Annotated in this window: 18 protein-coding genes; 11 read left to right on the top strand and 7 right to left on the bottom strand. The window is 36.3% G+C overall.

Annotated features, from left to right (window positions below; all coding sequences use genetic code 11):
• The first annotated feature begins 10 nt into the window (after window positions 1-10).
• The 4 genes from C7J90_RS01880 (at window position 11) to C7J90_RS01865 (ending at window position 4,915) form a co-directional block, all read left to right on the top strand.
• A complete protein-coding gene (locus C7J90_RS01880; protein WP_103207212.1) occupies window positions 11-970 on the top strand; it encodes an NAD-dependent epimerase/dehydratase family protein in 960 nt (319 codons plus the stop codon).
• A 217-nt stretch (window positions 971-1,187) separates the two neighbouring features.
• Window positions 1,188-2,270, top strand: coding sequence for a branched-chain amino acid aminotransferase (locus tag C7J90_RS01875; RefSeq protein ID WP_103207213.1), 1,083 nt, complete (start codon window positions 1,188-1,190; stop codon window positions 2,268-2,270).
• Window positions 2,271-2,577: 307 nt separating this feature from the next.
• Window positions 2,578-3,777: an IS110 family RNA-guided transposase gene (locus C7J90_RS01870; protein WP_280522916.1), complete on the top strand. Its 1,200-nt coding sequence runs from the start codon at window positions 2,578-2,580 to the stop codon at window positions 3,775-3,777.
• Between the two features lie 436 nt (window positions 3,778-4,213).
• A complete protein-coding gene (locus C7J90_RS01865; RefSeq protein ID WP_103209504.1) occupies window positions 4,214-4,915 on the top strand; it encodes an HAD family hydrolase in 702 nt (233 codons plus the stop codon).
• Window positions 4,916-5,217: 302 nt separating this feature from the next.
• Here the strand turns inward: C7J90_RS01865 and C7J90_RS01860 are convergent, their stop codons facing one another.
• Complete coding sequence (locus C7J90_RS01860) at window positions 5,218-5,883, bottom strand: deoxynucleoside kinase (protein ID WP_103209506.1); 666 nt, start codon at window positions 5,881-5,883, stop codon at window positions 5,218-5,220.
• A complete protein-coding gene (locus C7J90_RS01855; protein WP_103209508.1) occupies window positions 5,876-6,493 on the bottom strand; it encodes a deoxynucleoside kinase in 618 nt (205 codons plus the stop codon). The genes C7J90_RS01860 and C7J90_RS01855 overlap by 8 nt, the downstream gene beginning before the upstream one ends.
• Before the next feature lie 64 nt (window positions 6,494-6,557).
• Between C7J90_RS01855 and tadA the strand changes: the two genes are divergently transcribed.
• The 3 genes from tadA to C7J90_RS01840 all read left to right on the top strand — a co-directional run bounded on the left by tadA (window position 6,558) and on the right by C7J90_RS01840 (window position 8,616).
• On the top strand, window positions 6,558-7,028 hold the full coding sequence (gene tadA / locus C7J90_RS01850) for a tRNA adenosine(34) deaminase TadA (RefSeq protein WP_103209510.1): 471 nt from the start codon (window positions 6,558-6,560) through the stop codon (window positions 7,026-7,028).
• 133 nt (window positions 7,029-7,161) lie between these two features.
• Window positions 7,162-8,028: a Cof-type HAD-IIB family hydrolase gene (locus tag C7J90_RS01845; protein ID WP_103209512.1), complete on the top strand. Its 867-nt coding sequence runs from the start codon at window positions 7,162-7,164 to the stop codon at window positions 8,026-8,028.
• 21 nt (window positions 8,029-8,049) lie between these two features.
• The gene (locus C7J90_RS01840) at window positions 8,050-8,616 is read left to right on the top strand and encodes an NADPH-dependent FMN reductase (RefSeq protein ID WP_103209513.1); all 567 of its coding nucleotides are present in this window, start codon (window positions 8,050-8,052) and stop codon (window positions 8,614-8,616) included.
• A gap of 211 nt (window positions 8,617-8,827) precedes the next feature.
• Here the strand turns inward: C7J90_RS01840 and folE2 are convergent, their stop codons facing one another.
• The 4 genes from folE2 to C7J90_RS01820 form a co-directional block, all read right to left on the bottom strand.
• The gene (gene folE2 / locus C7J90_RS01835; protein ID WP_103209515.1) at window positions 8,828-9,706 is read right to left on the bottom strand and encodes a GTP cyclohydrolase FolE2; all 879 of its coding nucleotides are present in this window, start codon (window positions 9,704-9,706) and stop codon (window positions 8,828-8,830) included.
• A gap of 47 nt (window positions 9,707-9,753) precedes the next feature.
• Window positions 9,754-10,434 carry a bacillithiol biosynthesis deacetylase BshB2 gene (gene bshB2, locus C7J90_RS01830; RefSeq protein ID WP_103209517.1) on the bottom strand — a complete coding sequence of 227 codons (681 nt, stop codon included), beginning with the start codon at window positions 10,432-10,434 and terminating at the stop codon, window positions 9,754-9,756.
• Between the two features lie 19 nt (window positions 10,435-10,453).
• Window positions 10,454-10,813, bottom strand: a complete 360-nt coding sequence (locus C7J90_RS01825; protein ID WP_167388984.1) for a YojF family protein — start codon at window positions 10,811-10,813, stop codon at window positions 10,454-10,456.
• A gap of 101 nt (window positions 10,814-10,914) precedes the next feature.
• A complete protein-coding gene (locus C7J90_RS01820) occupies window positions 10,915-11,739 on the bottom strand; it encodes a MurR/RpiR family transcriptional regulator (protein WP_103209520.1) in 825 nt (274 codons plus the stop codon).
• A 116-nt stretch (window positions 11,740-11,855) separates the two neighbouring features.
• Between C7J90_RS01820 and C7J90_RS01815 the strand changes: the two genes are divergently transcribed.
• The 4 genes from C7J90_RS01815 to hxlB all read left to right on the top strand — a co-directional run bounded on the left by C7J90_RS01815 (window position 11,856) and on the right by hxlB (window position 14,546).
• Window positions 11,856-12,530, top strand: a complete 675-nt coding sequence (locus C7J90_RS01815; protein WP_103209521.1) for an N-acetylmannosamine-6-phosphate 2-epimerase — start codon at window positions 11,856-11,858, stop codon at window positions 12,528-12,530.
• Between the two features lie 6 nt (window positions 12,531-12,536).
• Window positions 12,537-13,271 (top strand): glucosamine-6-phosphate deaminase, encoded by a 735-nt coding sequence (gene nagB, locus C7J90_RS01810; RefSeq protein WP_103209523.1) that lies wholly within the window; start codon window positions 12,537-12,539, stop codon window positions 13,269-13,271.
• Window positions 13,272-13,360: 89 nt separating this feature from the next.
• Entirely contained in the window at window positions 13,361-13,999 is a 639-nt protein-coding gene (hxlA, locus tag C7J90_RS01805; RefSeq protein WP_103209536.1) for a 3-hexulose-6-phosphate synthase, read from the top strand.
• A 1-nt stretch (window position 14,000) separates the two neighbouring features.
• Window positions 14,001-14,546 carry a 6-phospho-3-hexuloisomerase gene (gene hxlB / locus C7J90_RS01800; protein WP_103209524.1) on the top strand — a complete coding sequence of 182 codons (546 nt, stop codon included), beginning with the start codon at window positions 14,001-14,003 and terminating at the stop codon, window positions 14,544-14,546.
• Between the two features lie 271 nt (window positions 14,547-14,817).
• Here the strand turns inward: hxlB and thiD are convergent, their stop codons facing one another.
• Window positions 14,818-15,648, bottom strand: coding sequence for a bifunctional hydroxymethylpyrimidine kinase/phosphomethylpyrimidine kinase (gene thiD, locus C7J90_RS01795; protein WP_103209526.1), 831 nt, complete (start codon window positions 15,646-15,648; stop codon window positions 14,818-14,820).
• Window positions 15,649-15,665: the final 17 nt, after the last annotated feature.

The raw sequence follows: 15,665 nt of genomic DNA, 5'->3' as shown, positions 1-15,665 counted from the left end.
ATGATGATTTATGAAAAAGATAATGATTACTGGTGCACTAGGTCAAATTGGAACGGAACTTGTTGCAAAATGTCGAGAAATTTATGGTAATGAAAATGTTCTAGCAACAGATATTCGCGAACCAGAGCAAGATTCAATAGTATCTGAAGGGCCTTTTGAAATTTTAGATGTGACCGATGCAAAACGTATGGAGCAATTAATTGAAGCGTTCAAGCCTGACACATTAATGCATATGGCGGCTTTATTATCAGCAACTGCTGAACAAAAGCCTTTATTAGCATGGAATTTAAATATGGGTGGTTTAGTCAATGCTTTAGAAGTAGCACGCAAATATGAATTACAGTTTTTCACACCAAGTTCAATAGGAGCATTCGGACCTAATACACCTAAAAAGAATACGCCACAAGTGACGATTCAACGTCCGAATACAATGTATGGGGTTAACAAAGTATCTGGCGAATTATTATGTGATTATTATTTTACAAAATTTGGTGTAGACACGCGTAGTGTACGTTTTCCTGGTTTAATCTCATATATCAAAGAGCCAGGCGGAGGAACTACGGACTATGCTGTTGATATTTATTTCCAAGCAGTTCGTCAAGGACAATATACAAGCTATATTGATCAAGGTACGTACATGGATATGATGTTTATGGATGACGCCATTGATGCGATTATCAAACTGATGGAAGCAGATGGTGGTAAGTTAATTCATCGAAATGCGTATAACTTAAGTGCAATGAGCATAGAGCCTGAAATGATTAAGGCGGCGATTCAAGAGCATGATCCAAACTTTACATTAGACTATGACGTGGATCCTGTGCGACAAGGGATTGCTGAGAGCTGGCCAGATAGCATCGATACGAGTTGTGCACGTGGCGAGTGGGGATTTGACCCTCAATATGATTTAGAAGCGATGACAAGACGTATGCTTGAAGGGATTCGTAACAAAGAAGGAATAGACGTTTAAAATCTAATCATTCATAAATATAAAAATGTTTAGTGCGAAGTATGTCGATATCAATAGACGTACTTCGCATTCTATTTCGGTATACTATTGAACTGGAAAATGCGATCTATCAAAAATCGTATAGTTTATATTGTTTAAATTTTCCGAATTTTGAATTGAATTGTTTGAAAGATACTGATATAATGCATTTAATCATTTAAATACAGGGGGAATAATCATGTCAGAACTTATCCATTTGGAGGAACGTAAACCGTTACAAGCAAAACCAGATCAGTCATCACTTACATTTGGTGAAGTGTTTACAGACTACATGTTAAGCTTTGAATATTCAAAAGAAAAAGGATGGCACGATTTAAAGATTATTCCTTATGGTCCAATTGAATTGTCACCTGCTGCACAAAGTATCCATTATGGCCAGTCAGTTTTTGAAGGGTTAAAGGCATACAAACATGAAGGCGAAGTCGTTTTATTTAGACCTGAGGAAAATTTCAAGCGTATTAACCAATCGCTCGAGCGTTTAAAAATGCCAAAAGTTGACGAAGCGCTTTTACTAGAGGGATTAAAACAGTTAGTCGATGTAGATCGTGACTGGGTTCCTGATGGAGAAGGTCAGTCTTTATATATCCGTCCGGTTGTATTTGCGACACAAGGCGTTTTAGGCGTCCATGCTTCACATGAGTATCGTTTACTTATTATTTTATCACCATCAGGCTCATATTATGGTGGTGATTCACTGAGTCCTACTAAAATTTATGTTGAAGACGAATATGTGAGAGCAGTACGTGGGGGCGTAGGTTTTGCGAAAGTAGCAGGAAACTATGCTGCAAGTTTACTTGCTCAAGCCAATGCAAATGAGCTAGGATTTGACCAAGTGTTATGGTTAGACGGTGTGGAACAAAAGTATGTTGAAGAAGTAGGTAGTATGAATATTTTCTTCGTAATTAATGGTAAAATTGTCACACCAGAATTAAATGGTAGTATTTTACCTGGTATTACACGTAAAACTGTAATCGAATTATCTAAAATGTTAGGATATGATGTTGAAGAGCGTCGTATTGGGGTTGAAGAGGTTTTCGAATTATATGAACGTGGCGAACTTGAAGAGATTTTCGGGACAGGTACAGCTGCTGTTATTTCTCCGGTTGGTGAATTGCAATTCAAAGGAGAAAAAATCGTGATCAACCATAATAAGACAGGCACAGTGACACAACAATTATATGATCATTACACAGGGATTCAAAGTGGCAAATTAGAGGACCCTCATGGTTGGCGAGTAGTCGTTCCACATTATGAAAGATAGAGCGATGTATCATCAAAATTGATACTTTAATTTCTAATCAATATATAGCACAATAAACATACTAAGATTAGCTGTGAAGAAATTTATGACGATAGATTTCTTCACAGCTATTTTTTATAGTTGTAGAGAGAAGTAGATCGAGCAGTCCCTTGGATCTTTGAATCCGCAATTTAAACTGATCAGCTTTACTCTCCTTTTGAAATTCGATTGAAGTATGTTGGGTTCTTGAAACCGTGTATAGGAAAATGAGATGAAAAAGGCTAAGTAAAGTTCAAAGCTTCTCAATTCTTTAAAGGAGGCTATATTTATCAATTACTTAGGTGTTGATATTAGTAAAAGAAGTAGTGTCGTAGCTCATTATCATAACGATCAATTTCAAAGAGAATTTACCATTCAAAATAATAAAAATGGTTATAATTATTTATTAAAGTATTTGAATGATTTAGACCACCTACAAATCATTTTTGAATCTACTGGTATTTATTCAAGAGGTATGACTCGATTTTGTCGCGTAAATCAAATTAATTATATTGAGATGAACCCGTTAGAAGCTAAATTCAGAACAAGTTCTTTAAGATCATGGAAAACTGATAAGTCAGACGCACATAAACTTGCGCAATTAGCACCTACTTTAAAAGGAATGGAAACCTTACCTATGTATGAAGCTATCTTCTTTGAGTTGCGAGAGCGTGTACGTTTTCATCTGGAAATTGAAAATAAACAAAATCGGCTTAAATTTGAAATTGTTGAACAGCTTCATCAAACTTTTCCTGGTTTAGAAAAATTATTTAGTAGTCGATATTCTATCATTGCACTTAACATCGCAGAACGATTTACTCATCCAGATATGGTGAGAAATATGGATATTGATACCCTTATTTCTTATATATTCAATTCGACTGATAAAGGTCTATCTATGAATAAAGCTGAAAATCACGCACACCAATTGGTTAACATTGCTCGGGAAAGCTATCCGAATGTCGATAGACATTCATTCCTTGTAGAAAAAGCACGGTTGTTAATTAGACAATTAAAACAATCTATACAACATCTTAAACAATTAGATGAAGACATGATTCAATTAGCGCAACAACTTGATTGTTTTGAACATATTCATTCAATACCAGGCATTGGAAAACTATCTGCAGCTATGATTATTGGAGAACTTGGAGATATTACGCGATTTAAATCGAATAAACAATTAAATGCATTTGTAGGCATCGATATCAAACGATATCAATCAGGTAGTACGCAAAGTAGAGACACAATTAATAAGCGTGGCAATAAAAAAGCAAGAAGATTATTATTTTGGGTGGTTATGAATATAATAAGAGGGCAGCATCATTATGACAATCATGTCGTCGATTATTACTATAAGCTAAGAAAGCAGCCTCATGAGAAAGCTCACAAGACTGCCGTCATCGCTTGTATTAATCGTCTCTTAAAAACGATTCATTATTTAGTAATGAATCAGAAATTGTACGATTATCAAATGTCCCCACATTAGCCAACCGTACAATCAAATACAGTGTAACACCTTATTCAAAAAAATTAAATTGAACGGGCTAATTTAGTAATGCTTATTTTAAACATAAAGACTTGACTAATCGTAGGAAGGGGTTGGGACATAAATATCTCAGCATTCGAAAAACTTCGAGGTTTTCGTAAGAATTTACAAAAAATCTTGAAGTTTTTCCTTTCATTAAAGGATACGAAAGTGTCTGGTTTTTAAATATAATAGTGAATGATGACATACATAAATGAAGTATTGATGACGAACAGGACTAGCCGAAGACTATAGGTTGAGGCTGTCCCATCGGAAAGCGATGTTATATCATAAAAAGAAGCGCTAAGGCGTACTTCTATTAAAAATCATTTTAGCACTATTTATTTTGGGATTGATCTCCCAGTCCCTTATTTTAATTAAAAGGAGCTTATCCAAAATGGCACTTTCATGGATTATGTTTGATAAGGACGGAACACTTATTCAATTTGACCAAAGTTGGGTAAAAATCGGAATACAATTGATTGATGATGTGTGTTACCATTTTAAAATTAAAAATAAAGAAGATATTTATCAAAAGCTAGGCGTTATAGATAAACAATTTAAAGAAGGAAGTATCATGGCTTCTGGAACACTAGAAGATATGATAGGTATATTTAACCAATTTGCAAATCAAGATACAGCAAACTGGACATCAAATCGAAGTCAGGAATTAATTCGTCAGCGTGTGCCTGAGAATATCATGTATACAGGAGTAAAAGAAATGTTAGAAAGACTCAAAAATGAAGGGTATCATCTCGGGATTGTCACGAGCGATAACGATGAGGGGGTCACACAATTTTTGAAGCAAACAGACACAGAAGCGTTATTTGAATGTGTCATCTCTACAAATGGTGATGGTTATGAAAAGCCAGATTCACGTATTTTACAGCCTTTATGGGATAAAGGTATCAAAAAAGATGAAGTCATCATTGTTGGAGATACAGATAATGATATACTGACTGGGAAAAATGCCCACCTCTTATTAAGCATTGGTGTTCGAACTGGCCTTGGTCAAGCTGCTCAATTTGAGGAGGCAGATTTCGTTATCGACAGCGTTAATGAATTGCCCAATGTATTAAGCAATAGAATTAGAGATTGAAAATAAAAACAGGCTTGGGCATAAATATCTCGAAGTTTTCTTATGATGAGATGATTCATTCAATGATACGAAAGTGTCTTTTTTTAAAGTATTTTAATGTAAATTTACATGTATATTACGTCGTATTGTTGGCGAGACGCCTGAGGGAATAGGATGAGCGTCGAGACAGGGGCTCGCCCCATCCCCTAGGAAATGCGAGCCAAACAATACGAATGATTGAAAAAGAAAAGCATAGAGGTGATTCAATCATGAATCATCTCTACGCTATTATTTGGGGATTTATGTCCTAGACTGTTTCATGATTATGAACGTGTGTCAATTTGACGATGTGTTTGGATGACGTGCCCAACTTTGTGAAGTATAGGTTCAATAGAGTCAGGGTTTTCGTATAAGTCATAATCATTAATATTAACACGTACAACTGGACAAGCATTAAAATGATTAATCCAATTTTCATATTGTTTGAAGAGCTTTCTCCAATATGCTGGGTCTGTATCAATTTCCATTTGACGGCCACGAGCTTGAATGCGCTGGATGACATCTTCATAGTCTGATTCGAGATAGATTAATACGTCAGGTTTGGGGAAGTAAGGCGTCATTACCATGGCTTCAAACAAATTAGAATATGTTTGAAAGTCATCTTCACTCATAGTCCCTTCCACTTCATGCATTTTGGCAAAAATTTCAACATCTTCATAGATAGAGCGGTCTTGAACAAAACCACCTCCATATTCAAACATGCGCTTTTGTTCTTTAAAACGTTCAGCAAGGAAATAAATTTGTAAATGAAAACTCCAGCGCTTAAAATCATCATAAAACTTATCAAGATAAGGGTTATGATCGACATTTTCATAAGACGTTTTAAAATTTAATTTTTCTGCTAATGCACGTGTTAGTGACGATTTACCGACACCTACCGTTCCAGCAATTGTAATAATTGCATTTTCTGGAATATTATAGTTATTCATTGATTGTGCCTCCAATTAATTCGTTGATTCGTGCTAAAATATAATCATAATCATCAGGATTTTTGATAAAATCAATATGTGTTGTATCAATCCACAAAATATTGTTATGTGTTTGAGACAGCGAATCGTAATAATCTGCATAATCTTTTTTAAGTTTTAACAGATAATCATCTTCAATTTGATTTTCAAAGCTACGCTCACGCTTTGCTATGCGTTCTTTTAAAATTTCTAAATCAGCATCTAAAAAAATAATAAAATCTGGCGAAATTAAATCTTCAGTCAAAATATCATAAATTCTTGAAAATTTATTAAACTCTTTTGGAGATAATGTGTTTTGTGCAAAGATTTTATTTTTATAAATATGATAATCACTGACAATACCGTCATTAATTTGTGCCAGATCTTGATATGCTTTATATCGATTACATAAGAAAAACATTTCAGTTTGAAAACTCCATTTGGATATATCATCATAAAAATCAGATAAAAAGGGGTTTTCATCGACAATTTCTTTAGCTTCGTAATAATGGTACGATTGGCTTAGCATGTGTGTCAGTGACGATTTGCCTACACCAATTGGACCTTCTATAGCGATAAAAGGTTTTTTCATAATTGTTCTCTCCATTTTTTTTAGTTAACATTACAAATTCTAACATAAGTGAGGCTATTTCTGAATGAGAACCCATCAATATTATATGTCAATAGCAATAGATGAAGCGAAAAAAGCGGCGTCGATAGGAGAAGTACCAATAGGGGCAGTGATTGTTAAAGAGCATCAAATTATCGCGCGTGCACATAATCTTAGAGAAACAACCCAACTTCCTATGGCTCATGCTGAACATATTGCGATTGAACGAGCAGCTGAAAAACTTGGGACGTGGCGTTTAGAAGGATGTACACTTTATGTGACGTTAGAGCCTTGTGTGATGTGTTCTGGGACTATTGTGATGAGTCGAATTGATACAGTCGTGTACGGTGCAACAGACCCTAAAGGGGGATGTAGTGGCAGTTTAATGAATTTAATTCAAGACCGGCGAATGAATCACCGTGCACAGTTGATTACAGGGGTCTTGGCCTATTCTTGTGGACAGCTGTTAAAACAATTTTTTCAAGCGTTAAGGTTAAAACGGAAAAATAAAATGTGAAGAATTTCAAAAGTGTATGCGTGAACAAAATGAAATACTTTTGATTTTAATTTTGTTAAAATGAATCTATCGTAATAGAATTATCAAGATTGTGTTTGAAATAAGGACATCAATTGAAAAGTGAGGAAATAACATGGTGAAATTAATAGCAACTGATATGGACGGAACATTATTAAATGCTGCTCATGAAGTGTCTGATGAAAATATTAAAGCGATTCAATATGCACAATCTCAAGGCGTAACGGTAGTCATTGCGACAGGGCGTGCATTTTATGAGGCACAAGACCCCATTGCACCAACCGGGTTAAAAGTCCCTTATATTTGTTTGAATGGGGCAGAAGTACGTGATGAGAGCTTCGATATTGTTCATACGTCGAGCTTAAATCATGAATTATATCAACGTATTCGTCAAGAACTGGATCGACATCATATTTATTATCAAGTGTATACCAATATGGGGATTTATACAGAAGATCCAGAGCGTGATTTAGCAATATACATTGATATTGCAGAACGTTCAGGTCAAAAAGCAGATATCGAAAAAATTCGAAAGCACATTCAGCATCGCATTGACATTGGAACGTTAAAAATCGTTGAAAATTATGACCATCTAGAAGATATCCCTGGGGAACTCATTATGAAAGTACTCGCGTTTGACACAGATTTGGAAAAAATTGAGCGTGTTAAAGCGCGGTTGTCAGAAAAAAGTAATTTAGAGGTTTCATCATCATCAAGAGGCAATATTGAAATTACCCATGCTGATGCCCAAAAAGGAACTGCAGTTGCATCTATTGCGGAAAAGTTAGGGATTAGTTTGGAAGATACGATGGCTATAGGTGATAACTTAAACGACAAATCAATGCTCGAGCGGGTAGGTTATCCAGTTGCTATGGCGAATGCGATTCCAGAATTAAAGGAACATGCAAAATTTGTAACAGACACAAATGAAAATAGTGGTGTTGCGAAAGCGATTTATAAAGTATTAGAAAATAATGAATAAATCAAGAGGTGACATAATAGAATGAAAGGTTTAATTATTATTGGAAGTGCTAAGAGAGGCTCACACACACATGCTCTTGCACAGTATTTAAAAGGTCAAATAGAAGAGAAAAATCAAGAGGTTAACGTTTTTGATTTAGCAGAGCGTCCATTGCATACACTTGATTTTACAGGTCAAAATCCAACCATCGATGCATTTAACCAAAATGCAGAAGAATTAAAGAAACTTGCGGATGAAGCGGATTTCATTATATTAGGAACGCCCAATTATCATGGATCGTACTCTGGTATTTTGAAGAATGCGCTGGACCACTTAACAATGGATCAATTTAAAATGAAGCCGGTCGGTTTGGTCAATAACAGTGGTGGCATTGTAAGTGCTGAACCATTATCACATTTACGGATTATTGTACGTTCATTACTTGGTATTGCCGTACCTACACAAATTGCGACACACGATTCAGACTACAAACAATTAGAAGACGGCACATATTATTTGTCAGATGACGAGTTCCAATTACGTGCACGATTATTTGTCGACCAAATTTTATCATTTGCAGAAAATAGCCCATATGAACATTTGAAATAAGGATGAAAATGGGGCTGGGATATAATATCTTGGTAATTGAAAAACTTCGAGGTTTTCGTAAGCATTTACGAAAAATCTCGAAGTTTTTCTTTTAATTAAGCGAAGCCATCTCATACAAAGTTTTATTATAAAAGAAAGCGCTAAGACGGATTATCTGTTAAAAATCATCTTAGCGCTATTTATTTTGGGGTTGATGTTCCTAGCCCCTCAATTATTTTCGATATTTGAGTTTAGCAAATGCATCGTGTTGATGAATGGATTCTTCATTACGACATTCAATATCGAAGCCATCTAGCCAGTCTAATTCTACTAAATCAGCTGCGATTAGGCGAATTAAATCTTCTACAAAACGTGGATTTTCATAAGCACGCTCTGTGACACGCTTTTCGTCTGGTCGTTTAAGAATTGGATATAACATTGAGCTTGCATTAGCTTCCATAGCATCAAGTAGGATGTCTTTGTAGTCTTCAGGTAATGTTGCTTGTGCATTAATTAGGGCTTTAACAGTGATGATACCACGTTGATTATGTGCAGAATACTCACTAATTTCTTTCGAACAAGGGCAGAGCGTCGTTACTGCTGCTGTAAGTGTCAACTCTTTACGAGTAATGGTATCGCCTTCAATCGCTAAGCCATAAGTCACATCGGCTGAACCGATTGCTTTAATATGAGTGATAGGACTGATGCGGTCAAAAAACCATTTACCTGAGACATCGACTCCTGCACTATGCTGTTTCATATTTGTTTTTAAGCGATTTAAAAGTTGTGTCAGTGCATCGTACTCTAATCGAATCCCGTTATCGTATTCAGCTTCTACAGATTCTAAAATACGGCTCATGTTAATACCTTTTTCATCTTGATTTAAACTTGTTGAAAAACTAAAAGTTCCTGCTGTTTGATATTGGTCAATCAAGACAGGGTAAGTAAGGTTTTTAATCCCAACTTCTTCTATTTCAAATAAAAAGTTTTTATGTGTACTTTGAAGGTCTGTCATTTCAGCTTTTGTTGTTGGTTTTGTCCCTTGAATAGGGTCTACCGAACCGAAATGTTTCCAGCGACCTTCACGTGTTGATAAATCAAATTCAGTCATCTTTTTTCCTCCACTATAAAAGTCACAGGTTTAATACTGTATCTGTGTTAATCATTAAATTGATACGTCCAAAATGTTTCAGTCGTTAAAAATGCTTCAGCTTCTTTTGGAGCGCCTGAAGCATTCGCTTTTGGATTTGCCAACTGCTCTAAGAATGGGCCTGTTTGTGATTGATGTGCTTTGAAAGCATGGTATTTACGCGTTTTGTATGCGGAAATATCATTCACAATATCAGGTTCGCCAAGCGCCTCAACAGCATCATTACTAAAAGCAACGAGATGTAATTTTGGACGTTTATGCGTATCTATACGTTCAACTGTGCGCACAACTGATTCTGCAGTTGCTTCATGGTCAGGATGCACAGCATATCCTGGATAAAACGAAATGATTGTTGACGGGTTCGTCTCATCTATAAGGTTTTGAATCATTTGATCCATTTCATCATGGGGTTCAAACTCTACAGTTTTATCACGTAATCCCATTTTACGTAAGTCCGTAATTCCAATAGCATGCGCAGCCTTTTCGAGTTCTTTTTCCCGAATATGCGGCAAAGATTCTCGTGTTGCTATTGGAGGATTACCTAAATTACGCCCCATTTGTCCAAGCGTTAAGCAAGCATAGGTAATAGGCACACCTTGATCACTATATTGTGCAAGTGTGCCCGCTGAAGAAAAAGTTTCATCATCAGGATGTGGAAAAATTACAAGAATATGCGTCTCTTCTGTCATCGGTATTGAAATCTCCTTTCTATGCTTGAAATGGCTTTCGGCTTATTTGAAGTGCGGCTGCAAGTTGTCCTTCATAATTAAAGCCAGCAAGTAAAAACTCTTCATTTTCATTAATTTCATAATGTGTTAATCCTTGCACATAAACCCAACCATTTTGATTGAGTTTGAGTCCAACTCTAAAAGGGTCTTTAACGCCACCTTTAAGTTGCGCGTGTGTATAAGTGATTTGTATATTTCGTAAAAATGTTCCTGCATTAAAAACACGTTGATCGAAGTGATTGGCGTAAGCTCCGTTTGTAGTTTCAACATGGATATAGACAGGTTCATTTGTATATTGATCAAGTAATGATTGCACTACGTCTTTTATAATCGGTTGCAAAACATTCACTGCCTTCCTGATATGATTATCTCTTCATTTTACTAAAAAAAGCAATAAATTAATATAGGTCTGCTCATATTATTGAGGGATAAATGCTAGCGCTATTTAAAGGGTTTTGCCTCATTATCCCGTAAAGCAATGATTTCTTCACAACTTTGAGTATAATGCTGGTACAACGAAGTGTTTTGCAACAAATGATAGCTAATTAAATCAATAATAAAATATGTCGATAATTGTGAATTGACGAACTGGGAATCATGAGCACGGTTTTTATCGACGGTCATGATAATACGACTACAATATTTTTCGAGTGATGCCGTCCGAAAATGCGAGATAGCAATCACTTCTGCGCCACTATGAAAGCCATGAGCAATACTTTGCACAATTTCTTTTGTTTGCCCGCTATTTGACAAAACCACAATGGTTGTATGTTTATCGCACATGTGACCTACAACTGTCATCAGATGGGCATCTGTGATAGCAATCGTATTTAAGCCCATTCTTGAAGTTCGAAAGTATAACTCTTGTGCACTGAGTCCTGAGCTGCCAATACCGATAAAGATGACCTTTGAACTTTGTTGTATCGCATCAACAAGATACATCAAATCATCTTCTACGATAAACTCACCTGTATGATTTAAAATAGACATATAGTGACGGTGCATGATTTGGATGGAAGGACTATTGTCGATATGTTGTGTTTGTAATTCTTGTTGAAGCGCAAAGCGAAAGGATTGAAAATTGGCGTACCCTAGCTTATGTACAAAACGAGATACACTTGAAGGTGAAACATCCATTGTGTCAGCAAGTGACTGAATAGACCCTAAGTCAGTATCAGGTGGCAATGATAAAATATAATTTTTAATATGATGATCAATTTTAGTGAAATCATGCAAATGATGTTGAATACGGTTTTCAAATTTCATAAATATACTCCTTTATATGAAGTATATTTGAAAAAACTTTTCAAAACAAGTTTTTATATTGACGTAAATTTTCAAGGTGTTATATTTAAATTGAATGTTGTTAAAGGAGCGATGTTATGAATTTACCACAAGGATTAATTGTATCGTGTCAAGCACTACCAGATGAGCCACTACATTCATCTTTTATTATGAGCAAGATGGCGTTAGCTGCAAAAGAAGGTGGCGCTGTAGGGATTAGAGCTAATACAAAAGAAGATATTATAGCAATCAAAAAAGAAGTCGATTTACCTGTTATTGGAATTGTGAAAAGAGACTATCCGAATTCGTCTGTATTCATTACAGCCACACGAAAAGAAATTGATGAGCTTATCGAAAGTGGATGTGAAGTGATTGCATTAGATGCAACGTTACGTAAGCGTCCAGATGAAGATTTGAAAACACTCGTCAAATATATTCGTCAAAAGGCACCCAAAGTTGAGATTATGGCAGACATTGCAACCATTGAAGAGGCTCAAAATGCAGATGATTTAGGTTTTGATTACATTGGCACAACGTTATATGGATATACAGAAGAGACGAAAGGGCATCTTTTGTATGAAAATAATTTTCAATTTTTGACAGATGTCTTAAATAGCGTCAATCGGAAAGTGATTGCAGAGGGGAATGTCATCACACCTGACATGTTGAAAGCAGTATTTGACAAAGGCGTTTATGCATCTGTTGTAGGTGGTGCAATCACGCGTCCTCGTGATATTACAAAACGATTTGTCAATATGATAAAGGAGAATTGATGGAACATGAGAATTACAAATTTGGGATCAAGTCAAAATGCATCTTTTTATGTAGCATGTGAACTTTACCACCAAATGTTAAAGCATCCACATAGTGTCTTAGGATTGGCGACAGGTGGAACAATGGTGGATATGTATGGTGATTTGGTGCGTTTACTTAGAAAAAATAAGCTAGACGTGTCGCACATTGAAACATTTAATTTAGATGAATATAAAGGTGTGCCAGCTGATCACCCTGAAAGCTACAATTATTATATGCATCATATATTATTTGATCGTTATCCTCACTTTTCTGAATCTCAATTGCATTTGCCAAACGGAATGGCAACAGATGTTGTGGCGGAGTCTAAGCGTTATGAAAATCTCTTAGATGAGAAAGGGCCAGTAGACATTCAAATTTTAGGAATTGGTGAAAATGGCCACATTGGATTTAACGAGCCGGGGACACCTTTTGAGAGTACAACACACTGTGTTAATTTAACTGAAAGTACCATTCAAGCAAATAGTCGCTTTTTTGAAAATGAAGAAGACGTTCCAAGACAAGCTATATCAATGGGGCTTCAGTCTATTATGAAGGCTAAGCGTATTATTTTATTAGCTTTTGGCCAACAAAAAAAAGATGCGATAACTCACCTGGCAAAGGGTGAAATCACACCAGATATGCCTGCGTCTATTTTACGTTCGCATCCTCATGTTGATATTTATGTTGATGACGAAGCAATGCCAGACTGTATGCGTTAAAGGGGTTCCGAGCGTTTGATGATATGAATCCAGGGTATATGTGTTACTGTATGGATACAGATTATTATAACGGAGGATTGATTTTAAAAATGGAACTACAATTAGCAATTGATTTATTAAATAAAGAAGAAGCGGCGCAACTTGCCAAACAAGTAACGGATTATGTAGACATCGTAGAAATCGGAACACCTATCGTTATCAATGAAGGATTACCAGCAGTACAACATTTAAAAGACAACGTAAAAGATGACGACGTTAAAGTGCTAGCAGACTTAAAAATTATGGATGCTGCAGACTATGAAGTAAGCCAAGCTGTTAAATTTGGTGCTGATGTCGTTACAATTTTAGGAGCTGCAGAAGATGCTTCAATTAAAGCTGCTGTTGAAGAAGCACATAAACACGGCAAACAATTACTTGTTGACTTAATTGCCGTTCAAGATATTGAAAAGCGTGCGAAAGAATTAGATGATATGGGCGCTGACTATATTGCTGTACACACTGGCTATGATCTTCAAGCACAAGGTCAATCACCATTAGAAAGCTTAAGAAAAGTAAAAGCAGTCATTCAAAATTCAAAAGTAGCAGTAGCGGGTGGTATTAAGCCAGATACAATCAAAGAAGTTGTGGCTGAGAATCCTGACTTAGTGATTGTTGGTGGGGGTATTGCAAATGCCGATGACCCACGTGAAGCAGCGAAACTTTGCCGTGAAGCGATTGAAGGTAAATAATATGGCATCACTTCATTATCAATTGATTTTAGATGAACTCCAAAATACATTGAGTCATATACAAGATGAACAAGTACAGTCGTTGCAAGAACAAATTATGGATGCAAAAGCAGTATTTGTCTCTGGAAAAGGCCGTTCAGGATTTGTAGCGAACAGCTTTGCGATGCGTTTGAATCAGCTTGGCCAACGTGCATATGTTGTAGGAGAGTCGACAACACCCGCCATTCAAAAAGGGGATGTGTTTGTCATTATCTCTGGTTCTGGCTCGACTACACATCTAAAATTGCTCGCTGAAAAAGCAAAAGAAGTTGATGCAAAAGTTGTGTTAGTAACGACAAAACTGGACTCTCCTATAGGTCAATTAGCAGATTTAGCGATTGAATTGCCGGCAGGAACTAAGCATGATGCGAAAGGGTCTCAACAGCCATTAGGAAGTTTGTTTGAGCAGAGTGCGTTAATCATGTTAGATAGTTTAGTCTTAAACATGCAAGAAGCGCTTCATGTTGATGAAAGTACGATGCAACAAAACCATGCCAATTTAGAATAGATTAAAAGAACGAAGCTGGGAGATAAATTCCAAATTAAACAGCACTAAGATGATTTTTAATAAAAATACGTCTTAGTGCTTCCTTTTATGATAAAACTTTGTATGATATGATTTCGCTTTCCGAGGGGGACAGTCTCAGGAGTCTCGTCATCAATACTTCATTTATGCATGTCATTAAAGAAAAAACTTCAAGATTTTTCGTAAATGCTTACGAAACCCTCGAAGTTTTTCGATTACTGAGATATTTATGTCTCAGCTCCGTTCACTATCATTAAATTTCAGTAACTGCTACTTCAATTTTTTCGATGCGATTGGCCGCACCGTGATCAACTGGGCCAACGAAGTCATTCATTTTCCAACCATTTTTAATGGCAGATGCTACAAATGCTTTTGCATTAATGACAGCGTCTTTAGCACTTTGGCCATTTGCAAGGTTAGCTGTTGTTGCTGCTGCAAATGTACATCCAGCGCCATGGTTATAGCTTTGTTGAAACATGTCAGTTGTTAATTGATAGAAGTGTTCACCATCATAGTATAAGTCGTATGATTTATCTTGATCTAAAGCTTTACCACCTTTGATAACAACATGCTTAGCACCTTGTTTGTGGATGATTTCAGCAGCTTTTTTCATATCATCTATCGATTTTAAAGTACCTAATCCAGCCAGTTGCCCTGCCTCGAAAAGGTTTGGCGTGACTACAGTTGCTTTAGGTAATAAATGCTCAATCATTGCATCCGTATTACCTGGATTTAAAACTTCATCTTCGCCTTTACATACCATCACTGGGTCTACAACGAAATGTTTTGCACCTGATTCAATGAAAGCTTCACCGGCACGTTTAATCACTTCTTGAGTCCCAAGCATTCCTGTTTTCACTGCATCAGGACCAATGCTAATGACCGTTTCAAGCTGTTTGTTAAAGACGTCAAAAGGAATAGGTGTCACGTCATGTGACCACGTCTTTTTATCCATTGTAACGATGGCTGCTAGCGCGACCATACCGTATGTGTCGTGCTCTTGAAATGTTTTTAAATCGGCTTGCATCCCTGCTCCGGCACTCGTATCAGAACCAGCGATTGTTAGTACTTTTTTTAATCCCATTATTTGTACACTCCTTT

It is taken from the genome of Staphylococcus felis, assembly GCF_003012915.1.
Taxonomy (GTDB): domain Bacteria; phylum Bacillota; class Bacilli; order Staphylococcales; family Staphylococcaceae; genus Staphylococcus; species Staphylococcus felis.
The sequence above is the reverse complement of the archived record's forward strand: the minus strand, read 5'-3'. Positions and strand labels throughout refer to the sequence as shown.